The organism is Acinetobacter sp. ANC 4636 (assembly GCF_054454555.1).
Genome location: NZ_JBTKVD010000003.1, coordinates 214,900 through 238,872, shown reverse-complemented (window position 1 = coordinate 238,872; position 23,973 = coordinate 214,900). Strand labels below are relative to the sequence as shown.

The window sequence follows — 23,973 nt, the reverse complement described above, 5'->3', positions numbered from 1 at the left end:
ATCAAATTCTATTTTTATTATTTTTTTAGATTTTAATCTCGTCGTATGCTTCTTTTCATGAAAGATGCACCCAATATGAAGGAAAAGAAAATGCAACGAAATCAATTAAAAGTCGGATTACTCGCAGCACTATTGTCATTCTCGTCAGTGAGCTTTGCCGCAAAAGACTTTCTAAACGTTTCTTATGATCCAACACGCGAATTGTATGTCGATATTAACAAACAGTTTGGTACATACTGGAAAAAACACACTGGCGAAGATGTGAATTTCCGTCAATCTCATGGCGGTTCAGGCAAACAGGCTCGCGCAGTGATCGATGGCTTAAATACCGATGTTGTGACCTTGGCACTTGCCGCAGATATCGACGTGATTGCAGACAAAGCCAAACTGTTACCTCCAGACTGGCAAAAGAAACTACCGCAAAACTCAACACCATACACATCAACAATTGTGTTCTTGGTTCGTAAAGGCAACCCAAAACACATTAAAGACTGGAATGACCTCGTTAAACCAGGCGTCGATATTATTACGCCAAACCCAAAAACTTCAGGCGGCGCACGCTGGAATTATCTTTCAGCTTGGGCATGGGCAAAGCACCAACCAGGTGGCAACGACAAAACCGCACGTGAGTTTGTTGCCAAAATTTATCAGCACACCAAAGTGTTAGATTCAGGTGCGCGTGGTGCAACCACAACCTTTGCTGAACGAGGGATTGGTGATGTGCTGTTGGCTTGGGAAAATGAAGCGCATTTAGCTGTGCGTGAACAACCGGGTAAATTTGAAATTATCACGCCATCATTATCCATTTTGACTGAACCACCTGTCGCTATTGTTGAAAAGAATGCTCAGAAAAAAGGCAACCTTAATCTAGCAAAAGGTTATTTGAACTTCCTTTACTCACCTGCGGGACAAAACATTATTGCACGTAATTTCTACCGTCCACGCGACCCAGCGCTACTAAAAAAATATAGCAGTGTCTTTAAGCCACTCAAACTCGTGACGATTGATCGTGAATTTGGCGGCTGGAAAAAAGTTCAGAAAGAACACTTTGAAAATGGCGGTGTGTTTGACCAAATCGTTCAAAGCAACAACGCCAAGAAGTAATGGTTTCAGCAACACGGGAGTAAGCGCATGATTCATCATTTAATCGTACCAGGTGTCGGTGGAAGTGACGAACAGCACTGGCAGTCTTGGTTACAACGCCAGTTGCCAAACAGCTCCCGTGTGCAACAAAACTGGCAACAACCGATTTTACAAGAATGGATTGAACAATGGGTCGCACATGTCAATAACATCCATGAACCGATTCAAGTTATTGCACATAGTTTCGGTTGCCTGACCAGTTTGGCTGCTTTAGCACAGCATCCTGAATTGCAGGAAAAAATCAACAACCTGATTTTGGTTGCACCTGCTAACCCTGCACGATTTAGTGAAACAGGTTTTGCTCAAGCAGGACAAAATACTTATCTCAACTATTTTGAACAGCTTCAACTTGAACTCTCAAGCTTGATGCTGATTAGTGAAAATGACCCTTGGCTGGCATTTGATGATGCACTGCATCTGGCAGAGGTATGGAAATTTCCGTATCTCAATATGGGTCAGGTAGGACATATCAATGTCGCATCGGGTTTTGGCGCTTTCCCACAAATTCTGCCATTTATTGAGCAGCCTTATTTCTCTCCCTGTTCGCGAATGCCCTGTTTGGGCACGGCTTTGCCGCATTAATTCCGCAATTTATGTCTGATCTGAGTTTGTTTGTGGTGATCTATCATCACCATTGAGGTATTGCATGTTACAAGGTAAACGGGTGCTCCCCGGTTTTGGACTCTCTTTGGGTTTTACCCTACTGTATCTATCAATTATTGTGCTCGTACCGTTATCTGCCATATTTATTAAATCGTTAGGTATTGGTTGGAGTGGTTTCTGGGAGATTATCAGCTCTGCACGTATTTTAAAGGCATTGCAATTGAGTTTTACCACTGCGCTTGCTGCTGCATTGCTAAATGTATTTTTAGGCGTTTTATTGGCTTGGTGTTTGGTACGCTATCAATTTTTTGGCAAACGCGTGGTCGATGCCTTAATTGATTTACCTTTTGCACTGCCAACTGCAGTTGCAGGGATTGCCTTAACCTCTTTATATGCGTCCACAGGCTGGATCGGTCAGTATCTAGAACCACTGGGAATTAAAGTTGCCTACACTCCACTTGGTATTACCCTTGCACTGGTATTTATTGGCTTGCCTTTTGTGGTACGTACAGTTCAGCCTGTACTGAGTGATCTGGAAACCGAACTTGAAGAAGCGGCTTCAGCACTTGGTGCAAATCGCTGGCAAACCATTCGCCATGTGATTTTCCCCATCGTTCTCCCTGCCATCTTTACAGGTTTTGCTTTGGCGTTTGCACGTGGTGTAGGTGAATACGGCTCTGTTATTTTTATCGCAGGGAACCAGCCATTTAAAACCGAAATTGCGCCACTCATGATCATTTCTCGCTTAGAAGAATACGATTATGCAGCAGCAACCACCATTGCAGTGATCATGCTTCTGATTTCCTTCGCGATTTTATTTCTGATTAATATTTTGCAAGCATGGGCAACACGTCGTACAGGGAGAGTAGCGTCATGAGCACACTAAGCAATAGCCAAAACTATGCAGCACAATTGCAAAAACGTGATGCAACTCGTGAACCAGTCTGGGTGCGTTACCTGTTACTGAGTATTGCCCTGATCAGCTTTTTGGGTTTACTAATTTTACCGCTGATCTTGGTCTTTGTAGAAGCATTTCACCAAGGGGTCAATGTGTATCTGCAAGCCTTGGTTGATCCAGATACTCTGTCTGCGGCAAAGCTAACTTTACTCACTGCCGTAGTTGCCGTACCGATTAACGTAGTATTTGGTGTTGCTGCAGCTTGGGCAGTGGCCAAGTTTCAGTTTAAAGGCAAAACGATTTTAACCACAATTATTGATATGCCATTTTCAGTATCTCCCGTGATTGCAGGTCTAATGCTGGTCCTGATTTTTGGAACACAAGGTTGGGCGGGTGAATGGTTGCAAGAGCATGACATTAAAATTTTATATGCTGTTCCTGCCATTATTTTAGCCACCGTGTTTATTACTGTGCCCTTTGTTGCCCGTGAATTAATTCCACTAATGCAAGCGCAAGGCAACGAAGAAGAAGAAGCTGCGATTTTACTCGGAGCATCGGGATGGCAGACATTCTGGAAAATCACCCTGCCGAATATTAAATGGGGTTTGCTCTATGGTGTGATTCTGTGTAATGCACGGGCAATGGGCGAATTTGGTGCAGTATCTGTAGTGTCGGGGCATATTCGCGGTGAAACCAATACCCTGCCGTTACATGTTGAAATTCTCTACAACGAATACAGTTATAGCGCAGCCTTTGCAGTGGCATCGTTACTGGCATTTCTGGCAATTATCACCCTGATCATTAAAACATGGGTGGAAGTACGTCAGGAAAAACACAACGCGCAGTTAGACAAAACGAATTAATTTTTGGAGTGCCCTCATGAGTATTCAAGTTAAAAATATTGAAAAAAACTTTGGTGCATTTCATGCGCTAAACAATATCAGCCTCGACTTTCCTGAAGGTCAACTGGTTGCTCTACTTGGCCCTTCAGGCTGCGGGAAAACCACCTTATTACGGATTATTGCAGGCTTGGAAAGCGCTGACGCAGGTCAGGTCATTTTAGAAGGGCAAGATGCTACCAATACCCATGTGCGTGAGCGTCAAGTCGGCTTTGTATTTCAACACTATGCGCTGTTTCGCCATATGAGCGTATTTGACAACGTTGCGTTTGGTCTACGTGTGCGTCCACGCGCCACTCGCCCATCAGAAAGCGAAATTAAAAAACGAGTCAATGCCCTGCTCGACTTGGTGCAGCTCGGTTTTTTAGCAGATCGCTACCCTGCACAACTTTCAGGTGGTCAGCGCCAGCGTATTGCTTTAGCCCGCGCACTTGCAGTTGAGCCACGTGTGCTATTGCTGGATGAACCATTTGGTGCTTTAGATGCCAAAGTTCGTAAGGAGTTACGTCGCTGGTTACGTCATTTGCATGATGAACTACACATCACCTCGATTTTTGTCACCCATGATCAGGAAGAAGCTTTAGAAGTTGCCGATCAAATCGTGGTGATGAATAAAGGGAATATCGAACAAATTGGCTCACCACGCGAAGTGTATGAAAAACCTGCAACACCGTTTGTGTTTGATTTCTTGGGGCATGCCAACCGTTTTGAAGGCGAGCATCAGCAAGGTACACTGATTTTAGGTGAAGATCGGCTACACTTAGCTTCACACCACCCTCAAGGCTCGCTGATCGCTTTTGCACGCCCACATGAGTTAAATGTCTATCAACACGCTGTAGACAATGCTATTCAGGCAACTTTTGTGCGTGAAGTTTGGGTTGCAGGTAAAGTTTTTCTTGAGTTACAAGATCGACAAGGCAAGATTATTGAAGCAGTATTAACGGCAGAGCAAGCCAAGCTACAAAACTTTCAACCTAACCAACCTGTTTGGGTGAAAATTAATCATTTACATTTATTTGAACATCATGCGGCATAACAATTTGCCCAATTTAAGATTTTTTAGTGGTTAGCAATTATGAATTTTCAACAATTACGCATTATTCGCGAAACGGTACGTCAAGATTTTAACTTGACCGAAGCTTCCGCAGCCCTGTACACCTCCCAGTCAGGTGTCAGCAAACATATTAAAGACTTAGAAGATGAGCTTGGTGTACAACTTTTTATTCGTAAAGGCAAACGCTTACTTGGACTAACTGAACCAGGTCAGGCTTTACTGGGTATTGTGGAACGCATGCTGATTGATGCAGACAACATTAAGCGCCTTGCCGATGACTTTAACAAAGTTGATGAAGGTACATTGACTATTGCGACCACACACACGCAGGCACGTTATGTGTTACCACCAATTGTGAATTTGTTTAAGCAAGCATTCCCTAAAGTTCACCTGATTTTACAACAAGCCAGTCCTTCGGAAATTGCCAATATGCTACTGCAAGGCCAAGCAGATATTGGCATTGCAACCGAATCGCTGATCGCTGAAGATAATCTGGCAAGTGTGCCTTACTATAACTGGCAACATAGCCTGATTACCCCATTTGACCATCCATTAACCCAGCTCAAAGAAATTACGCTACAAGATGTCGCTCAGTACCCTGTAATTACTTATCATGGCGGTTTTACAGGACGTTCTAAAATTGACCAAGCTTTCGATGCTGCTCAGGTTGATGTTGATATTGTCATGTCAGCCCTTGATGCTGATGTTATCAAAACCTATGTAGAACTCGGTATGGGTGTGGGGATTATTAACGATGTGGCATATGACAGCGAGCGTGATTACCGCTTAAAACAAATTAAAACCGATGTATTTGGTTTAAATACCACATGGATTGCCGTTCGCAAAGGACATTTGCTCCGTGGGTATGGTTATGAGTTTATTTCGTTATGCTCACCTGATGCTGACATTCAGGCACTTAAAAAAGTTGCTTACCCTGACTATTAATAGTTAGGGGCTGTCCTCATTTTATAAATAGCTCGAAAAATGACTATTTAGATGCTTAAAACTGAATGTTTAATAAATAAATTGCTGATTTATTAAACAAAATATAGGCTAATTTACCTCATTAAATGAAATGAGAACACGCTCTAGATTTCACTTTTTATATGCCGAATCTCCAACTCTTTTTTGGAGTTCGGCTTGCATCCCATCTTCACGTATAATAAAAACAAGATAAGATAAAAATGGATACCCATGCTATGACAGCCTACAAAGTTCACGTCATTGATGTAAAAAATGATTTAAAAAATTATATCTGGCTGATTGAGCATACACCTTCGCACGAAGTGATCATTATTGATCCGACTGAAGGGCAACTGGTACTTGATTACTGTGCACAGCAGCAACTCAAACCAAGTCAAATCTGGCTGACACACTGGCACAAAGATCATATTGGTGGCGTTCCTGCACTGCTTACGGCACACACAATTCCTGTATATGGACCACGTGCCGAACTCAGTAAAATTCCAATGCTGAGTGTTCCCCTTGATCAGCATAGCCAAGTAAAATTTCACGATCTTGAAGTGGAAATTATTGAAGTTCCTGGACATACCCTAGGGCATATTGTGTATTACGTTGAAAACCTCGATGCAGCCTTTGTCGGAGACACTTTGTTTGCCATGGGCTGTGGGCGTATGTTTGAAGGCAGTTACGAACAGATGTTCCATTCCTTACAACGACTGGCTGCACTACCTCCACAAACTCAAGTCTACTGCACTCACGAATACACACTTGCCAATGCCAAATTTGCACTGAGTGTAGAACCTGACAATGTTGCCTTGCAGCAACGTGCCGATCACGTTGAACATTTACGCTATTTAGACAAAATTACGTTACCAAGTAGCATAGAGCAGGAACTTGCCACCAATCCATTTTTACGGGCATCTTCTGTTGAAGAGTTTCAGCGCTTGCGTGAGCTCAAAGATCATTTTTAAATCGGTCTAATGTAATATTTTTTTACATAGTTTATATCATGATTTTTAGCCTAGACCATGCAACTTCCAAATGAATAAATAAAATATAAGGTACTGATATTTTTAATTTTTATTAAAAATATCAGTTGCAAAATGATTAAAAAAAATCACATATTTGCACACAAATTGTTCTTTATTTTAGCAACTCAGATCTTTTTTTGTTGGTTGTCAAAATAATTTATAAATTCCCCCTTTAAAAAAGCTGAAGACAGCCTTATAAATAATTAAAATTGTTTGTTGTTTTTGTTTTGAGGATTTAGCCATGAAAAAAGTTGTTAAAGCAAAGAATTTGATCGCCTTTCGTATTTGGTTAGAAAAATTAGGATATTCAGTGAAAAACTTGGCAGATGGTAAAGGATTTACCTTTAGCTTTAAAAAAGAATATGGTTTGGTGACGTATGATTTATCGGGCAATGCTTTAGCAATGCAATTGGGTGAGGAATTTGAAGATCACCTTAAAGCATAATTATTTTGCGTTCTATACTGATTGGCTAAAATAATACAAGAGAGGAAAAGGATTTCTCGAAAAAAGGGCTCATTGTTGGGCTCTTTTTTATGCGCATAAAAAAAGCAAGATGTTCTATCTTGCCTTTAAATATGGTGGGGGCGAAGAGACTCGAACTCTTACACCTTGCGGCGCTGGAACCTAAATCCAGTGCGTCTACCAATTTCGCCACGCCCCCATTTGGGTACATCAATTTTTTGGCAGAGGATCAAGGACTCGAACCTTGACGAACGGTTTTGGAGACCGTCATGCTACCATTACATCAATCCTCTGGATCTGTCTTTTCAGACACAAAAAAAGCAAGAAATATCTTGCTTTTTAAATATGGTGGGGGCGAAGAGACTCGAACTCTTACACCTTGCGGCGCTGGAACCTAAATCCAGTGCGTCTACCAATTTCGCCACGCCCCCATTTGGGTACATCAAATTTTGGCAGAGGATCAAGGACTCGAACCTTGACGAACGGTTTTGGAGACCGTCATGCTACCATTACACCAATCCTCTATAGACTTTGCTTTCGCATTGTCAATCTAAAACCATTTCAAGTTTTAAATGGTGGGGGCGAAGAGACTCGAACTCTTACACCTTGCGGCGCTGGAACCTAAATCCAGTGCGTCTACCAATTTCGCCACGCCCCCGATGGATGTGTATATTATAGATCAGCTTAGGCGATGACAAGCCCTTTTTCCCAAAAAATAGCCCAAACGCTTAAATATCAAACAAAAAATGCTTTTACGGCTATTTTTAATACAATTTTATTGTTTCTAAACAACGGGTTGCTTGTTTTGAACTCACAAATCTATGCTTAAAATCACGCGCTAGCAGCCCATCTAAACACGGTTGCAAAACAGACCAAGGTTCAGGCAAATTAAATTCGGCAGACTGGCAATGAAAAACAGCCCAATCCAGATAACTTTTTGAACTCAAACGGGTTTGTGTCAGCCATTCATAGAGTACAACACCCAAAGCATACAAATCGGTCTGAATAGTTTTGGGTTGTGCATGAAACAGCTCAGGTGCCATATAGCGTGGCGTTGCATTTAATATAGAGCCAGACTCATGAATTGGTCGGGTTTGTTCAAAATCAATTAAAAACATCTGCTGGGCAGCGTAACGAAAATGCGCAGCTTTAATATCACCATGCACATAACCTAGCATATGTAACGCATCAAGCTGTTCAAGCGCCATACAAATGCGTTTTATAACGTCTATATATGTGAATTGACTTAATGCAGAAAATACCTCTGGCACATGGGGCAATAATAATCCCTGCGCAGTTTGTGGCAGTTCGGGCAGATTTAACTTGGCAGCATATTGATAAGGCAAAAGAAAACTGGGTTGCAGATTTTGCCACTGACCATAACACTCAACTTCACAGGCAAAGCCCTGTTGAAACTGTGTATGCCCATGTGGCAATTGCAACTTTAGCCAGTAATACTGCCCTGCTTGTTCAAGCAGGTAAATATGACGCCCAAATAACTGACTTTGTCTAGGTGTTTTATCCTGAATCAAGTATGGGCGTTCAAACTCAAACATTTATACAGGCGCAATGACTTTTGTCTGTTGCTCAGCACGCATAATTGCATGTAAAGCATGTTCAATGGTTTTACCAATACGTGCATGCATCTCAATGGTAGAGATCTTCGGCCATGTTGCTTTCTCCCCTTCTTTTTGCAATTGAGCAAATAAATGCGGTTTTGGGTTTTGCAACATATACAAATAATGCTTGAAATTATAATGGGCAAAGATATTCACATCACCATAATAGCGCTGGTCAATAATCCCATAACCATAATCCAGCAAACGACGCACCTGTGGCACTGCCCCAATCCGCTCGCGGGTAAAGTCCATCATACCTTTTGCCAAAACCTTGCCCTGACGACGTAAAATTCGTTCTGGCCAGCTCAGTAAGTCTTTACGGTAACGGGATTCGTCGCTCTGCATAAATGGCACAATATGCGGATTAACCTGACAGGCAATGGTGTAATTGACGTTATATAAACGCACCATTTTTTCCTGTGGAAAATCACTACGCATACTGCCATCAACCCAAAAGGTATTTGACATAAATGGTGTATGTTCGCCATCGTAGCGTTTAGCCGTCAAATGCACAGGTGGAAATAAGATTGGCACGGCACAGGATGCTAACACCGCACTCCAGACCAGTAAGTCAGGTGAGGTAAATCGGTTCAAAATACGTGGGCTTTGCGAAGAGTCATATGGCGCAATTGCAATATTAATATTTAAACCCGAACGCTGATAGGCTTCATCAAAAGTTAAATCGCCTAAATTTTCCATCAGGAATTTTTTCAGGTAGCGCACATCGGCAAAGCCACCTTTATCTTTTAGCAAGGATGACATCGACCGAAAATGAAAAGCCTCACTGAAGAAATGCTCGCCTGTTAATACCTGATCAATCTGTTCAGGCAATGCTGTGCCCAGCATGGCTGCCATAATTGCCCCAGCACTTGAGCCAGAAAGGACACGCGGTAACAAATCCTGTTCGCGAAGCACTTTACATACGCCTGTATGAAACAAGCCCAAAGATGCTCCACCTGAAAACATTAATGCAGGCTGACCATAGGCCGTTTCGCAATTTTTAAAAAACTCGATTTTTTCAGCATGGCTCAGTATTTCACTTGGTGCTGAAGCAACATGTTCTAATGACTGACTGACTTCGTCGACATAGTCTTCAATAATTTTTTTGGTGCCGATATAACACTCAACAAACAGCATTGGATGACAAATATTGGCAATATCATACGTTAAACCTTCTCTTAAAATATAAATAAGGTCTTTAATACGGTTTTGCTGACGATATTTGCGCAGTAACACTAAACGATGGGAAATTACTTCTGCATCAAAATAAGGCGATGCATTATCAAATTTCCACTCCTGGCTACCAGAAGCCTCATCAAGTTGTAGGGCAATCTCTTTCCATTCGATGTAGCTTTCAGCAGAACCCAGCTGCTTCTGTAATTTTTTAATACGATCGGTTTTGTGTGAGTTATAGGAATTACTGGTGAGTAGATTTGTCATCATATTTCCCAATTGTTTGACCTTCACGATTTCCGCCCATTTTTCTCAACTTAACTTAACAGGCGTGGCAAGATCAATTGCAAATTCGATTAATTTGTGGAGTGCGTGAAATATACAGTTTTTTGTCTTATGCTTAAACCTACAAAAAACCAGCAAACTAGACCTAGATTATGGCACATATCGATTTACCCCAAGAATTTCTCGACCGTATCGGCTACGTATTACAACAGTTACAACAAGCCCTTCCTGAAGTAAAAACTGAAGTCGATTTTTCTGCACCAGCCTACAAATGGCAAAAGCAGCAGCTTAAACCGATTGCTCAACCTAAAAAAATGTATCTGGAAGACTTAAAAGGCATTGAACGTCAAAAACAAAAAGTCATACAAAATACCTTACAGTTTCTCAAAGGCTTACCTGCCAATGACGTGTTGCTCACAGGCGCACGCGGTACAGGAAAATCATCGATTGTACGTGCCTTGCTGACCGAATATGCAGATCAGGGCTTACGTCTGATTGAAATTGAACGTGATGACCTGTCAGATTTGCCTGAAATTGAAAAACTGATCAAAGGTCGCCCTGAAAAATTTATCGTGTACTGTGACGACCTTGCCTTTAATGCTGAAGATGAAAACTACCGCAGCTTAAAAAGTGTGTTAGATGGTTCGCTACAATCGGGCAATAACAATTTTATTATCTATGCGACCAGTAACCGTCGTCATTTGCTTCCTGAATTCATGCATGAAAATACGCCTGTCACAAAAGTTGATGTGCCTCAGTACACCGAATTACATCCGCAAGAAGCGATTGAGGAAAAGATTTCACTCTCTGACCGTTTTGGTTTGTGGCTGTCATTTTACCCAATGGATCAGGCGCTGTATCTGGAAGTGGTTGAGCATTATCTGAAAAAAGCCAATATTGAATTTACAGAAGAAGCGCGTGCTGAATCCCTACGCTGGTCACAAGGTCGTGGGCAGCGTTCAGGTCGTGCCGCGTATCAGTTTTCTAAACACTGGATTGGTTCAAACTTACTGAACCAATGATCTAATCTGTTATATGATTGGCTTGGCACATTTACCGAGCCAATTTTTAAGAATATGGATGTTCTATTATGCAGATTGATGATGAAATCACCTTAAAGAAAATCCAGATTTTCCTTGCCTTTATGCGTTATGGCAATTTGTCCAAAACTGCCGATGAAATGCAAGTCAGTAATGTCAGTATTCATAAGGCCCTGCATTCTTTAGAAAGTGCGCTGCGTTGTCCGTTATTTAAAAATGAAGGGCGTAACCTGATTCCCCTGAAAAGTGCTTATGTGTTTGAAGAACATGCACAAAAAATTGTGGCTGACTTGGTACTAAGCGTGGAAAAAACCCGTGAAGCCGCAGGTTTTGCTGCCAAGGTTTTGCGCTTAGGCTCTTTATATTCCCTCACGGTCAAAACCATTCCTTCCCTGATCAGTGGTTTAAAATTACGGCGTAGCGAACTGGATATTCAGCTTTTGCTGAGTTCCAATCAGGATTTGGTGACCAAGCTGAAACAGACTGACATTGACGCGATTATTGTGGCGCTGAATGAAACCACAGCCAGCAATGATTTTGAAATTTTACCCATGTTTCAGGATGATATTTTTCTCGCTGTACCCAAAGATTCGAAATATGCCCAGCTCAGCGAAATCGACCTGAGTTTACTCAAAGCAGAAACCTTTATTACTTTAAACAAGGGTTTTGCAACACATAGTGACAGTGAAGTGGTGTTTCAAAAAGCGGGGTTTGAGCCGAAAGTGGCTTTGCAGGTCAGTGATATTTTCACTTTAATTAGTATGGTCAGCTCAGGCGTTGGTTTTGCTTTGTTACCAGGACGAATTTCGGCAGTCTATGAAAGTTCGGTCAAACTGATTCCACTACAAGCAAATTTTAGAATCCAGCAACATATTGGTTTGGTGTTCTTAAAAAGCAAAGAACGCGATCCAAATTTACTCGCGTTAATTGCAGAATGTCGCATGTTTGCCAACAAATTTCAAAGTTATTCAACATCAGGGCAATAGTGTTATTGCCCAACATGCTGCTTTCATGATTTAACTGCCAACCAACATTTTTACGATCAGGAATAAAATCGAAGGCCCCATCAAACAGCCCAAACCTGTATGGAATGTTGCGGTCAATGCGCCGTACGGAACAAGACGACGATCTGTTGCTGCCAATCCCGCAGAAACTCCACTCACAGTCCCTGCCAATCCACCAAAAATCATGGCTGAACGCGGATTATCCAAGCCCATGAATTTGGCTGTCATCGGGGTTGTCACCATCACAAAAATCGCTTTAACCAAACCTGTTGCAATCGACAATGCCATTACATCTGAAGATGCACCAATTGCTGCGCCTGTCACAGGTCCAACAATATAAGTCACTGCACCTGCACCAATGGTGGTAATGCTGACTGCATCGCGGTAGCCAAAAATCCATGCAAAGCTGCAACCGACGATGAATGGCAAAACCGTGCCTAAGAACAGTGAAAATACACCTATAAATCCTGCTTTCTTGGCTTCAGTTGCCTGAACTTCAAACGCAGTTGCGACAATGGTAAAGTCACGCAACATTGCACCGCCCATTAAACCTACACCAGAAAACAGTGCAATATCGGTCAGTCCTTTTTGCCCACCTGTCATGGTTCCACCGACCCATGCCAAGATTAAGCCAATCACAATTGCAATTGCAGAACCATGCACACGACCTTTGGTCAAATATTTTGAGATTTTGGTGGACAGCCACATCACGAGGGCAACCAGTGCAAATGCAGTAATCAAGCCCAAATGGGTAAGATCTTTGAATAATAAATCAACCATGTGCCTTACCTCCAATGTTCGCCAATGTCACCTCTGGTTCATTTTCCTTTGGGAGAGGTTCACCTTTTTTATAACGGCTAAGTGCTGCAATAGTCACTGTACACACTGCGACCGATCCAGCTGCTGCAAATAATGCCAAATGACCACTCGACAATGCCGACACCACATTTTGCTGCGCTGCCATTGCCACTACGACAGGAATGTACATGGTGCCCCAGAAGGTCACACCTTTTTCTGTTTCGGGAATCATTAGACCGCGTTTATGCATCCATAAACGGATGAAAATCAAAAGAATCATGGCAATACCAACGCCACCGACATTTGATTGAACACCTAATAGAACACCCAGAAGATCACCGACTATCGTACCGACCAGTGTGCAAAGTGCGAGTATTCCAACTCCATAAATAATCATTGTATTTTCCTCATATCCTTGGAAATTCATGTATCTTTGTGCAAAAAGTGCTGTTAAACGCTCTCTTTCTGCTGTTGCATTGCAATCATGATATTGTCGAGACGCGTTCCTTGAAACGCCATGACCGAACCTTCTTTAAATATACGACGGGCAAGCCCTGTGAGCACCGTGCCAGGCAGCAACTCCAGTTGCAGCCGAACACCACGTTCCCATGCCGCTTGTATCGTGCTTTCCCATTCCACGATACACGCCATATTGCCTGCCAAATCCTGACGAATCTGTGAAGCGCTCATCATCAAACGCGCGGTACTACTACTCAAATATCGAATCTTTGCTGTTTTAAACTCAACCTCTTGCATCGCTTGCGCCAAAGTCTGCGCTTGCTGTTTCAATAATTCACAGTGTGATGGCACACTGACCTGTAAACGTTTTGCCAAAACACCTTGCTGCTGAGCCAAACTCACGACATCTTGCATGGCAGTGTCTGCACCCGAAATCACGATCTGGTTTGCCGCATTGATATTGGCAATATAGACCTGCCCTGCCTGTTGCTGCACTTGAGCCACCCAGTGTTCCACCTGAGTCCGACTCGCACCGATGATGGCAGTCATACCATAATCTGTTGGATACGCAGTCTGCATCAGCTCGCCCCGTAGCGCCACCAGTCTGACTGCATCTTCAAAACTCAACACCTCAGCAACCACTGCCGCTGCCCATGCACCGATTGACAGCCCTGCCACATAATCAGGTTTGAACTGCTTCTGCAATAGTTGCTGCGAACTCACCACACCAGCAATCAATAAACACAGTTGTACAGCTCGGGTCGATTGCAAGGCTTCTGGCGTATCCAAGGTTAAAACATCTTGTCCCAACGCTTGTGAAGCTCGGTCTAAATAGCGCTGCGTCACATCATTTTGTGGCAAGTCGTGCAGCATATTCGGCTTTTGTACGCCCTGTCCTGGATAGACCCACAATGAACTCATGCGTAAACCTCTCGCATCACCCAAGGGTTATCCACCAACACCGCACCTTCTGCACGTTTCAAGAGCACCTGATGTCGGCTATTTGCCCAGTCTGCCAATGCCACACCACCGTATGGGGTTTGCAATTGCACATCGACTCGTACCAATGACTGTTGCAAAGCCACCAATAACGCTTTTGCCTCTGTTTTAGGAAACTCGTTTGGCATGCGAATCAACAGATCTAGATCGCTGTTGGCATGCGTCACCTGCAGACCTGTTGCCAACTCAAATCCTGTGCTGCCTGTAATGCCCCACGTCCAGCTTGTTGCCTGTAACACCTGAAAAATTGGCTGGATTTTTTCCGCAATCATCGGAAATAATTCAGCATTGATTTCAATCAACTGTTCAGGTTTCACCATGCGCTGAATGGGCATTTTTGGCATCAGACACGCAAAACGTTGCTGACGCTGTGCACCACGAATTCCCACAGCAATCTGATCAGACTCGGTTACAGCACGACGTACCACTACAGGTTGCCCCGCAGCAATTGCCTGCCATGCCCAATCAGGAGCTTGCTCTGGAAGTGCGCTGAGTGGCATTCCCCAAAGCAGGTCATGGGCTTGTGGTGCGCTGATCATGCAGATTGCTCGCGTGACCATTGTTCACGCAGCAAGGCACGTACTTTTTGCGATGCCTGACGATTTGCACCATGAAAACGTGAAGATAAACTTCGGTCTTGGCTTTGCAAAATGTCCTGCAACGTGGCTGCCACATGCTGCTGAATCAACTGCACATCTTCAGCTTGCGGGTGTGCAATATTCTGTACCTGTAAAATCTCTGCCAGTAAGCCCAAACTGTTATAACTCTGAATGTCATACGCCATTGGCGCAACTTTTGCCGCTAACTGCTCTAGTTCTTCGACACTACGCAAAGTAACACGTGCAGCGGATTCCTTGCCCATGGCATGTACCATTACTCCAGCATCATCCAGCGCAATCAAACGATTGGCTTGATAACCATGCGCCAAAAATGCACCTGACATGGCTTTACCGACCAACAGGCTAATCACAGGATGTCCCGCCAAACGTGCCGTGATATAACGATCTGCCGCAGCAGCCAATGCCTGATGAATCCCTAAAACTTCTTCACGACGGCCATAAGCCTGACTTGGCACATCAACCACACATAAAATTGCGCGTTTCTGCGTTTGGTTAGCATCTGCCTGAATCACTTGATCGACCGCTTTCGCCAATGACCAGCCTTCAAGTAAACCAACTTCGCCCTGCTGTGCACGTGGGAAATGATTGTTAGTGTCCACAACCACTGCAATCACCCGCACGGGATAACCATTCAGCTCACCATCCGCAACTTTTAACGATGCAGGAAAGTCAGATACTGCTTGAAAACTGGCATCCGCCGTTAATGCGTTAAACCAGTTTAGACCTCTGGCTGCAACGCGCGTTGCATTGACATCCATATTCATGCTGACTCTCCTTGATATAATTGCTGCACTGCTTCAGGACTGATCTGTTCAGAGGTATCGACCTGTGCAAGTTTCTGCAAGAACCATGCATAACGTGAACTACGTGGCTCGGCTGGGCAACCTGCACTTAAAAACTGCTGCACTTGCTGGTGAATCTGTTCGACATCATCTTCAACAAAAGCATCGACCAGACCCGAAGCAAAACGTTGTGTACCACCTGTAATGCTCCAGATAAACGGACGGTCTTTGGCATCGTATTCTTGCACGCCTGCTTCCTGCTCAATCACTTGCGGGCCATTCAACCCCAAGCGACCTTCTTGAGTCAGAATCAAGTAACTACATAAACCTGCGGCAATCGACATCCCACCGAAACAACCCACGCTGCCAGCCACAATCCCAATCACAGGCTGATACTGACGTAATTCCACAATCGCCGCATGGATCTCGGCAATCGCTGCCAAACCGAGGTTCGCTTCCTGTAGGCGTACACCACCTGTTTCGAGCAATAATACTGCTGCGGTTGGAATGCCTTTGCGGTTGTCTTCAATCGCCAGTTCCAAAGCGCCTGCGATTTTTGCACCGCCCACTTCACCAAGACTGCCGCCCTGAAATGCCCCTTCAATGGCAATCACCACCACAGGTTGCTGTTGGATGGTGCCTTTAATCACCACCACGCCATCATCGGCTTGTGGCACAATATTTTGCTTAGGCAACCACGGCGATGTCATTCGGTCAAACGGATCGACCAGTTCACGATAACGCAGATCAAGCAGGCTTTGCGCACGCTGACGCGCTGAGAGTTCAATAAAACTGCTACGCTGTAATAAGTCCTGAATATCAGTCATGTTGCACTTCCTCCAAAGCTTGCTCTAAACGTAAGCGCACCACGCCTGGGGTTGCACCAAAGTCATTAATTTCAATGTTGACCGCAGGCAATTGCTGCATGGCAAACACCCGTTCAAACAAATTTTTCCAGCGCACTTGGCTGCCATCAACCGATGTTGTGACTTGAATATTAAGCGTCTCACCTGCATGCGGCTCAACCAAAATTTCTAAATCGCCTGAACCGACACAACCGACCAATGCACGCTGCTTGGCAACACGCTGGGCAGCAAATTCAAAATTCAATATTTCCATGTTCTTTATCCTTATGGGTTATTCGCCGTGATAACGCTCTACCCGATCAACAAATATCGTCGCTGCCAATAAATCCGCTGCACCGCCTGGTGAAGCATTCAGACGCAATAAATCAATTTCCAGTAAATGCAGTTCACGACGCGCAGCCAGACTGGCATAACCGCCAAGTTCCAAAACTTTTCCTGCACCTTGCTGCATACGCTTTAAGCCATTTAAGCCTGCCCGATACAGCACACAGGTATCATCAAGATGCTGCATAATCGCGAGCAAGGCATCTAAACGGGCAAATTCTTCACGCATCGAATACTGTCGCGTACGACGAAGCTGCGGTAAAGCATACTGACGAATCGCAGGAAAACCTTGTTGAGCTTGCTGTTTTGCACCTTGCTTGCCATGTTTTTGCAACACCATTTGCCCATGACTCGGTGTCACTTTTGCTGTTACAGCTCGGTCTTCAAGTTGTGCAATTTGCCCTGCACAAAAACAGATGCCTTCCGCTGATGTTCCTTGTGGCGACAAAGTTGCTGCTGTCACCAGTAAACCGAGCGCCCAAATCGCTCCGCGATGGGTATTCACCCCACCCGTCACCGCCAGCATGATTTGCTCGCCTTCGCGCCCAAGCTGTCCAATCTGCTCACGCAATGCCTGTGAAACTTCACCATGCTGTGTTGCTGCCAAGCTCATGGCAACAAACATATGTCTTAAACTTTCAGCCGACTGTTCCATCAAGCTCAGGGTTAAATCCTGATGTGCGCCTGAACTACGTGCATCGACCAGCGCAGGTTTGGGTGACAAGCGCACTTCATCCAGTAAAGCCTGTACCGCAAAATCAGCCAGCGTATCGGCTAGATAATGCTGCGGTTTGAGTTGAAAAAATGCATTCATTTACCAACTCCGAAATTTAGCAGGCGGTTCATACAGACCATCTGACCACGTCACCAAATCGGCAATATTTTTAGCTGCCAAAAGTTCACGGGTCGCATCGGTACGGCGAATGCCCAAATCTTCAGGGAATGCCACCAAGCCTGCTTGGCGTAAACGTTCGGTATTTTTCGGATCATGACGTAAACCAATATCGGTCACACCCGCCACGGCTGCGATCATTTCTTCACGTTGTTGCTGACTGTCGGCTTTATATAAGTAGGCAATGCCTTCTTCGGTGAGCAAATGCGTGACGTCATCACCATAAATCATGATTGGCGCAAGTGGCATACCTGCTTTTTTCGCCACATCAACCGCATCCAGCTCATCAACAAAGGTCGGTTTGCCACCTTCCTGAAAGGTTTCCACCATTTGCACCACCAGTTTTTTACCGCGTGCCAGATAGGTGTCAGTATCATTTAACCCTTGAGGGCGCATATCCAGCCATGCAGGTGTGCTATGTCGGCGACCACGCGGGTCATGCCCCATATTCGGTGCGCCGCCAAAACCTGCCAGACGCCCCTTGGTCACAGTTGAAGAATGCCCTTGCCCATCGACCTGCAAGGTTGCACCAATAAACAGATCCACGGCGTATTGCCCTGCCAACTGACACATCATGCGGTTGGAGCGTAGCGAGCCGTCACGCCCTGTAAAGAACACATCGGGACGTGCTGCCACATATTTTTCCATGCCCAGTTCAGTCCCGAAGCAATGCACACTTTCCACCCAGCCTGATTCAATCGCAGGAATGAGGGTCGGATGCGGATTGAGCGTCCAGTTACGGCAAATCTTGCCTTTTAAGCCAAGTGATTCGCCATAGGTTGGCAAGATCAGTTCAATGGCTGCGGTATTAAAACCAATGCCGTGATTCAGTGATTGCACCTGATGCTTTTCATAAATGCCGCGAATTGCCATCATTGCCATGAGGACATGCACAGGCTTGATGTGTTTCGGGTCACGGGTAAACAGTGGTTCAATATAAAATGGACGATCTGCCACCACCACAAAATCCACCCAAGAGGCAGGAATATCGACACGTGGTAAGTCAGTCACGTCATCGACCAGTTTGTTGACCTGTACGATCACAATGCCATCGCTAAATGCCGCAGGTTCAATCAAGGCTGGAGAATCTTCGGTACTTGCGCCTGTATAAATGTTGCCATGACGGTCTGCCATAAAGCCTGCTGACAACACCACATTTGGAATCAGGTCGACCAGTAAACGTGAATACAGTTCGATATAGGTATGAATCGCACCAATTTCTAGCAAGCCATCTTCAAGCAACTGACTAATGCGCAGGCTTTGCGTGCCTGCAAACGAAAAATCCAGTTTGCGAGCAATGCCCTTTTCAAATAAATCCAGATGTTCTGGGCGACCTACGCTCGGCATGATCATGTGCAAATCATGCAATACATCAGGGCTAGTTTGTGCCAGTGCACGTGAAAGAAAGTCGGCCTGTTTTTGATTGTTGCCTTCTAAGACAACCCGATCACCTGGGGTAATCAGAGTTTCAAGCGCCTGAACAATATTTTGGGTTGGAATCACCACACCATCGGCAAACTTGCGTGCCAAGTCCAATTTAATCTGCTTGGCATAACGGCGTTTATTCCAAATTCGATCTTTATGCTGTACCGAGCCTTCCATGCGATGTCCTGTTCTGCAGTTCATGTTTTCATCTATAAAACCCTGTTCAGGATTTTTGATCAATAAACTCGAAATGCAGAACATTAACTTCAGGTTAATAGACGTCTTTCATCATGGCTTACACCCTGTTTATTTTTCCCATAGAGAGAAATAAAAAGAACGGATGAAAGAAATCTATCAAGTCGCATCAGGTTGCAGAAGCGGCTCTCAATTCATATTGCTGTACAGCATCATCGACACTTTGCGCGGTATAACTGGATTGGGGAAATAATGGACTATTCACATAGACTAGGGTTTGTGCCACTGAACGACGTACCCGCGCCAATTGCAGGTCTATTTGCTGATCCTGTAAATGCTGAGCCAACAATAACAGCTCCTCGACACTGGTACTGTCCAGACTCGGACATTCCTCCAGATTTAAAATCACATGTTGATAATTTTGCTCAGAAAGCTTGTGTATAATCGCATTCGAAATTTTCTCTGCATTGGCAAAAAAGATTGGGTGATCAGGTCGCGCAATTAAAATACCATCAGGCAGTACAGCTTCGGGAAAACGGTCAATGTCGACAAAATCATGCCCGCCATTTAAACGCCCAAGCCATGCAATTTGAGGAACCGAATAGCTTTTGAGCATCATCAAAATACTGACAATAATCGCAATTATCAACCCGTTGAGCACTCCAAAAATAATCACGGCCCAAATCGCAATCATCGACAACAAGCGATCTTTACGCCAAATAAAATACTGCTTAAACGGTGTAAAACGGATATGCCCACTCACCGCATACATCACAATACTGGCAAGAATCGGCTCAGGAATATTGGCAATATACTGACGAAAACACAGCAGAAAAATCACCACAGCCAGCGCTGCCACCCATGCTGATTTTTTGCTTTTTGCCCCTGCGGCTTCGTTGGCTGAAGTTGCCGAATAACCAGCACCAACAGCCATACCTTTTAGCAATCCTGAACAGATATTGCCGACACCCAATGCAATCAGGTCTCGGTTTGGTTCGCTTGGATCATTGTATTTCAGCGAAAAGGTGCGAATCGAGGTATAAGATTCAGCATAAATAATCAGGGCAACTGCCAGCGCCATTTCGACCAGTTGCAACCAGCTGTTCATACTCAAATGAGGTAAACTAGCACTGGGCAAAACAAACTCAAAACGCCCAACTGAACGAACGCCCCATTCTTGGGTATATCCCATCACATTTAGGCCAATACCTAAAATAATCAGCAACAAAGCAACAGGAATGGTTTTATAACGCTGAGTAAACTGTAGGATTAAAAATGCACTCAGCCCCATAACCAAGGCGTGCCAGTTCCAGCTCGAATAACCTTGTAGCATTTCCCATAATTGACGAAAAAAATCGCTATGTGCAGGATGCACCTGTATCACCGCAGGTAATTGCTTAACCACAATGCTCAGTGCCAAGCCAAAGGAGAACCCTTTTAACACAGGTTTGGCAATAAAATGCGTGACCTCTCCGAGCTTAAACAGCCCTGCAATCACCAGTAAAATGCCTGACAAAAACACCAGTGCATACGCCAGAGTTGCCCGCTCTGGCGAAGAAAACACCACAATGGTGGCTAAACCTGAACTGATGACGGCGGCAGATGATGACGTTGAGGAGACAATCGCAAAACGACTATTCCCAATCAGACCATAAAGCACCAACCCCAGTACCAGCGCCACCAAACCACTTTGCGGTGACAACCCTGCAATATTGGAATACGCTACCGCTTCAGGCAACAACAAGCCTGCGATGGACAACCCCGCAATCACATCAAAAATCGGGATTTTTTTAGCCACAGTCATAGGCTTGCCAAATCTTGTGCAGTGAGCGAAGCAATCTGGCAAGGAATCAGCGCATCTTCATCGTGCAGATAGACGGCACATAAGCGGTGATAACCATCGGCAATAATCAAATGCCGCAGTCCTACATCACGTACCAATAGCAAAGGCGAAAGTGCTTTTTCTTGTTCAATCTTGCTTAAATCCTTTGCCACATGAAAATTGTGTTCATCCAGCAAAGGCAGTTGTGCTGCCCGAAAAATGTCTTTGGCTTTAAACTGGCTCACGTCTTCTGCCTGCAAACGGCTCACCAATTTTTCAACCTGTACAGGATCTAAAATCAAGGATAAATAAGCACTTGCCGCAGGATAATCATGCGCTTCTGGTTTATCGAGCCAAACAATTGAATGTTTAGGTTTTTTATTATTGCTGTCCATGATCCAAGTCTCCTTGTTATTACTATAAATTTTCCAACAGCATAACAAATCAACTCAGTAAAAGTCTGTAAAAAAAAGCGAGCACATGGCTCGCTTTTATGGTTAGGGTCAGACTCAGTTAAAACTGAACTTGACCAGGTACCCAATTTGTCCCTGCCAATGGCACACGTGCCATCGCGGCTGCCTCAACAGTCAGTGCGACAAGATCTTCTGGGTCAAGGTTATGCAAGTGTGATTTACCACAGGCACGCGCCATGGTTTGTGCTTCAAGTACTAACACACGTAAGTAGTTTGCCAAGTGGCGACCACCTTCAATCGGGTCAAGATTTTTTGATAATTCAGGGTTTTGAGTCGTAATCCCCGCAGGGTCTTGACCATTTTGCCAGTCATCGTAATAACCTGATGCTGAACCGATTTTTTTCAAATCTTCATTTAAACGTGGATGGTTATCGCCGAGCGCAATCAATGCCGCTGTCCCAATCGCAACAGCATCTGCACCCAGTGCCATGGCTTTTGCAACGTCAGCCCCTGTACGAATCCCGCCTGAGACGATCAATTGCACTTTGCGGTGCATGCCCATTTCCTGAAGTGCCTGAATCGCTTGTGGAATTGCAGGTAAAATTGGAATTCCGACATGTTCAATAAACACTTCCTGAGTTGCTGCCGTACCACCTTGCATACCATCCAGTACAATCACGTCTGCGCCTGCTTTCACCGCAAGTTTGACATCGTAATACGGACGGCTTGCCCCGATTTTCACATAGATCGGTTTTTCCCAGTCAGTAATTTCACGGATTTCTGCAATTTTAATCGCAAGGTCATCTGGGCCTGTCCAGTCAGGGTGACGACAGGCACTACGTTGATCCACACCGACGGGTAATGTACGCATACCAGCAACACGCTCAGTGACTTTCATACCTAATAGCATACCGCCCCCCCCTGGTTTTGCACCTTGGCCGAGTACAATTTCAATCGCATCGGCTTTGCGCAAGTCGTCTGGGTTCATGCCATAGCGTGAAGGCAGGTATTGATACACCAAAGTTTGCGAATGACCGCGTTCTTCAGGGGTCATACCACCGTCACCTGTTGTGGTTGATGTACCCACCATGGTTGCACCACGTCCCAACGCTTCTTTGGCATTGGCAGATAAAGCACCAAAGCTCATTCCCGCAATAGTCACAGGCACTTTCAGGTGAATCGGTTTTTTGGCAAAACGTGTGCCAAGCACCACATCTGTTCCGCATTTTTCACGATAACCTTCAAGCGGATAACGTGACATGCTCGCACCGAGCAATAACAAGTCATCGAAGTGTGGCAATTTGCGTTTGGTTCCACCACCACGGATATCATAAATCCCTGTAGAGGCAGCACGTTGAATTTCCTGAATCGTTAAACGGTCAAATGTCGCAGATTCGCGTAATACTGGTTCAAATTGAGTAGTAGATTGAGTCATGATTAAAATCTCCGAGCCACGTTGGGTTTAGTAAGCAGATGCGTTGTCGACTTTGAAGTTGTACAGTTGGCGCGCCGAACCATAGCGTTTAAATGCAGTTGGATCTTCATCAAACCCTGCCTGCTCTAGCAGCTCTGCCAACTCGGCAATGTGTTCTGGACGCATTTCTTTTTCAATACAGTCTGAACCCAAAGATTTCACTGTGCCTTTGACATAAATACGCACTTCATAAAGTGAGTCGCCCAATGCATCACCTGCATCACCACACACCACCAAGCGTCCTGCTTGTCCCATAAAGCAGCTCATGTGTCCAATGCTGCCACCCACCACAATATCCACACCTTTCATGGAAATACCACAACGCGCGCCCGCATCACCATCGATCACCAACAAACCACCATGTGCTGTTGCCCCTGCTGCTTGTGACGCATTGCCCTTGATGCGGACTGAACCCGACATCATGTTTTCCGCAACGCCTACACCGACGTTTCCGTTTACGATTACATCAGCTTCTTGGTTCATCCCTGCGCAGTAATAACCTGCGTGACCGTCAATGGTGACTTGTACAGGGGCTTTCATACCGACTGCGATATTGTGCTGACCTGCTGGATTCTGCACAGTCCATGCAGGAATTGCAGCAACCAATTCAGGGGTATGTAATGCCTGATTCAGTTCGCGAATGCTGTCCACGCTCAGGTCAAAAGTGTCTTTTAATTCGATTTTGTCTGCCAATACTGTGCTATTCATCTTGTTGATTCCTCTAATTGT

Annotated in this window: 25 protein-coding genes and 5 tRNA genes; 10 read left to right on the top strand and 20 right to left on the bottom strand. The window is 44.7% G+C overall.

Annotation, left to right across the window (positions count from 1 at the left end; genetic code table 11):
* The first annotated feature begins 90 nt into the window (after positions 1 to 90).
* The 8 genes from ACX1N5_RS05115 to ACX1N5_RS05080 all read left to right on the top strand — a co-directional run bounded on the left by ACX1N5_RS05115 (position 91) and on the right by ACX1N5_RS05080 (position 7,036).
* On the top strand, positions 91 to 1,104 hold the full coding sequence (locus ACX1N5_RS05115) for a sulfate ABC transporter substrate-binding protein (RefSeq protein WP_458800348.1): 1,014 nt from the start codon (positions 91 to 93) through the stop codon (positions 1,102 to 1,104).
* Between the two features lie 27 nt (positions 1,105 to 1,131).
* Positions 1,132 to 1,725: an RBBP9/YdeN family alpha/beta hydrolase gene (locus tag ACX1N5_RS05110; protein ID WP_131379809.1), complete on the top strand. Its 594-nt coding sequence runs from the start codon at positions 1,132 to 1,134 to the stop codon at positions 1,723 to 1,725.
* 64 nt (positions 1,726 to 1,789) lie between these two features.
* Positions 1,790 to 2,623 carry a sulfate ABC transporter permease subunit CysT gene (cysT, locus tag ACX1N5_RS05105; RefSeq protein ID WP_116727151.1) on the top strand — a complete coding sequence of 278 codons (834 nt, stop codon included), beginning with the start codon at positions 1,790 to 1,792 and terminating at the stop codon, positions 2,621 to 2,623.
* Positions 2,620 to 3,507: a sulfate ABC transporter permease subunit CysW gene (cysW, locus tag ACX1N5_RS05100; RefSeq protein WP_131379810.1), complete on the top strand. Its 888-nt coding sequence runs from the start codon at positions 2,620 to 2,622 to the stop codon at positions 3,505 to 3,507. The genes cysT and cysW overlap by 4 nt, the downstream gene beginning before the upstream one ends.
* Before the next feature lie 16 nt (positions 3,508 to 3,523).
* Positions 3,524 to 4,579: a sulfate/molybdate ABC transporter ATP-binding protein gene (locus ACX1N5_RS05095; RefSeq protein ID WP_004751703.1), complete on the top strand. Its 1,056-nt coding sequence runs from the start codon at positions 3,524 to 3,526 to the stop codon at positions 4,577 to 4,579.
* Positions 4,580 to 4,618: 39 nt separating this feature from the next.
* Complete coding sequence (locus ACX1N5_RS05090) at positions 4,619 to 5,542, top strand: CysB family HTH-type transcriptional regulator (RefSeq protein ID WP_131379811.1); 924 nt, start codon at positions 4,619 to 4,621, stop codon at positions 5,540 to 5,542.
* Between the two features lie 254 nt (positions 5,543 to 5,796).
* Positions 5,797 to 6,531 carry a hydroxyacylglutathione hydrolase gene (gloB, locus tag ACX1N5_RS05085; RefSeq protein WP_458800351.1) on the top strand — a complete coding sequence of 245 codons (735 nt, stop codon included), beginning with the start codon at positions 5,797 to 5,799 and terminating at the stop codon, positions 6,529 to 6,531.
* A gap of 301 nt (positions 6,532 to 6,832) precedes the next feature.
* A complete protein-coding gene (locus ACX1N5_RS05080; RefSeq protein ID WP_004751698.1) occupies positions 6,833 to 7,036 on the top strand; it encodes a hypothetical protein in 204 nt (67 codons plus the stop codon).
* Positions 7,037 to 7,168: 132 nt separating this feature from the next.
* Here the strand turns inward: ACX1N5_RS05080 and ACX1N5_RS05075 are convergent.
* The 7 genes from ACX1N5_RS05075 to ACX1N5_RS05045 all read right to left on the bottom strand — a co-directional run bounded on the left by ACX1N5_RS05075 (position 7,169) and on the right by ACX1N5_RS05045 (position 10,113).
* Positions 7,169 to 7,253, bottom strand: a tRNA-Leu gene (locus ACX1N5_RS05075).
* Positions 7,254 to 7,273: 20 nt separating this feature from the next.
* Positions 7,274 to 7,347 (bottom strand) — tRNA-Trp (locus tag ACX1N5_RS05070).
* A 53-nt stretch (positions 7,348 to 7,400) separates the two neighbouring features.
* Positions 7,401 to 7,485: transfer RNA gene (locus tag ACX1N5_RS05065), tRNA-Leu, on the bottom strand.
* Between the two features lie 19 nt (positions 7,486 to 7,504).
* Positions 7,505 to 7,578 (bottom strand) — tRNA-Trp (locus ACX1N5_RS05060).
* Between the two features lie 49 nt (positions 7,579 to 7,627).
* Positions 7,628 to 7,712 (bottom strand) — tRNA-Leu (locus ACX1N5_RS05055).
* A gap of 106 nt (positions 7,713 to 7,818) precedes the next feature.
* Positions 7,819 to 8,610 (bottom strand): protein kinase domain-containing protein, encoded by a 792-nt coding sequence (locus ACX1N5_RS05050; protein WP_458800354.1) that lies wholly within the window; start codon positions 8,608 to 8,610, stop codon positions 7,819 to 7,821.
* Positions 8,611 to 10,113 carry a DUF3336 domain-containing protein gene (locus ACX1N5_RS05045; RefSeq protein WP_131379815.1) on the bottom strand — a complete coding sequence of 501 codons (1,503 nt, stop codon included), beginning with the start codon at positions 10,111 to 10,113 and terminating at the stop codon, positions 8,611 to 8,613.
* A gap of 170 nt (positions 10,114 to 10,283) precedes the next feature.
* Here ACX1N5_RS05045 and ACX1N5_RS05040 point away from each other — a divergent pair, with 170 nt between their 5' ends.
* Positions 10,284 to 11,153 (top strand): ATP-binding protein, encoded by an 870-nt coding sequence (locus tag ACX1N5_RS05040; RefSeq protein ID WP_458800356.1) that lies wholly within the window; start codon positions 10,284 to 10,286, stop codon positions 11,151 to 11,153.
* A 68-nt stretch (positions 11,154 to 11,221) separates the two neighbouring features.
* Positions 11,222 to 12,157, top strand: coding sequence for a LysR family transcriptional regulator (locus ACX1N5_RS05035; protein WP_458800358.1), 936 nt, complete (start codon positions 11,222 to 11,224; stop codon positions 12,155 to 12,157).
* A gap of 30 nt (positions 12,158 to 12,187) precedes the next feature.
* Here the strand turns inward: ACX1N5_RS05035 and madM are convergent, their stop codons facing one another.
* From madM to ACX1N5_RS04970, 13 genes are all read right to left on the bottom strand, one after another.
* The gene (madM, locus tag ACX1N5_RS05030; protein WP_458800360.1) at positions 12,188 to 12,955 is read right to left on the bottom strand and encodes a malonate transporter subunit MadM; all 768 of its coding nucleotides are present in this window, start codon (positions 12,953 to 12,955) and stop codon (positions 12,188 to 12,190) included.
* The gene (gene madL, locus ACX1N5_RS05025) at positions 12,948 to 13,370 is read right to left on the bottom strand and encodes a malonate transporter subunit MadL (protein ID WP_004751685.1); all 423 of its coding nucleotides are present in this window, start codon (positions 13,368 to 13,370) and stop codon (positions 12,948 to 12,950) included. The genes madM and madL overlap by 8 nt, the downstream gene beginning before the upstream one ends.
* 53 nt (positions 13,371 to 13,423) lie before the next feature.
* Positions 13,424 to 14,353, bottom strand: coding sequence for a malonate decarboxylase subunit epsilon (gene mdcH, locus ACX1N5_RS05020; protein WP_458800362.1), 930 nt, complete (start codon positions 14,351 to 14,353; stop codon positions 13,424 to 13,426).
* Positions 14,350 to 14,970 (bottom strand): malonate decarboxylase holo-ACP synthase, encoded by a 621-nt coding sequence (locus ACX1N5_RS05015; protein ID WP_458800364.1) that lies wholly within the window; start codon positions 14,968 to 14,970, stop codon positions 14,350 to 14,352. Before ACX1N5_RS05015 ends, mdcH begins: the two co-directional genes overlap by 4 nt.
* Positions 14,967 to 15,815, bottom strand: a complete 849-nt coding sequence (mdcE, locus tag ACX1N5_RS05010) for a biotin-independent malonate decarboxylase subunit gamma (protein WP_458800366.1) — start codon at positions 15,813 to 15,815, stop codon at positions 14,967 to 14,969. The genes ACX1N5_RS05015 and mdcE overlap by 4 nt, the downstream gene beginning before the upstream one ends.
* Positions 15,812 to 16,660: a biotin-independent malonate decarboxylase subunit beta gene (locus tag ACX1N5_RS05005; protein WP_458800368.1), complete on the bottom strand. Its 849-nt coding sequence runs from the start codon at positions 16,658 to 16,660 to the stop codon at positions 15,812 to 15,814. The genes mdcE and ACX1N5_RS05005 overlap by 4 nt, the downstream gene beginning before the upstream one ends.
* Positions 16,653 to 16,952, bottom strand: coding sequence for a malonate decarboxylase subunit delta (locus ACX1N5_RS05000; protein WP_004751679.1), 300 nt, complete (start codon positions 16,950 to 16,952; stop codon positions 16,653 to 16,655). The genes ACX1N5_RS05005 and ACX1N5_RS05000 overlap by 8 nt, the downstream gene beginning before the upstream one ends.
* A gap of 18 nt (positions 16,953 to 16,970) precedes the next feature.
* Positions 16,971 to 17,837, bottom strand: a complete 867-nt coding sequence (locus ACX1N5_RS04995; protein ID WP_458800370.1) for a triphosphoribosyl-dephospho-CoA synthase — start codon at positions 17,835 to 17,837, stop codon at positions 16,971 to 16,973.
* A complete protein-coding gene (gene mdcA, locus ACX1N5_RS04990; protein WP_004751677.1) occupies positions 17,838 to 19,517 on the bottom strand; it encodes a malonate decarboxylase subunit alpha in 1,680 nt (559 codons plus the stop codon).
* 187 nt (positions 19,518 to 19,704) lie between these two features.
* Complete coding sequence (locus ACX1N5_RS04985; protein ID WP_458800371.1) at positions 19,705 to 21,339, bottom strand: SulP family inorganic anion transporter; 1,635 nt, start codon at positions 21,337 to 21,339, stop codon at positions 19,705 to 19,707.
* A complete protein-coding gene (locus ACX1N5_RS04980) occupies positions 21,336 to 21,752 on the bottom strand; it encodes a hypothetical protein (protein WP_458800373.1) in 417 nt (138 codons plus the stop codon). Before ACX1N5_RS04980 ends, ACX1N5_RS04985 begins: the two co-directional genes overlap by 4 nt.
* A gap of 118 nt (positions 21,753 to 21,870) precedes the next feature.
* Positions 21,871 to 23,205 carry an FMN-binding glutamate synthase family protein gene (locus ACX1N5_RS04975; RefSeq protein ID WP_458800375.1) on the bottom strand — a complete coding sequence of 445 codons (1,335 nt, stop codon included), beginning with the start codon at positions 23,203 to 23,205 and terminating at the stop codon, positions 21,871 to 21,873.
* A gap of 27 nt (positions 23,206 to 23,232) precedes the next feature.
* Positions 23,233 to 23,952, bottom strand: a complete 720-nt coding sequence (locus ACX1N5_RS04970; protein WP_458800376.1) for a GltB/FmdC/FwdC-like GXGXG domain-containing protein — start codon at positions 23,950 to 23,952, stop codon at positions 23,233 to 23,235.
* Positions 23,953 to 23,973: the final 21 nt, after the last annotated feature.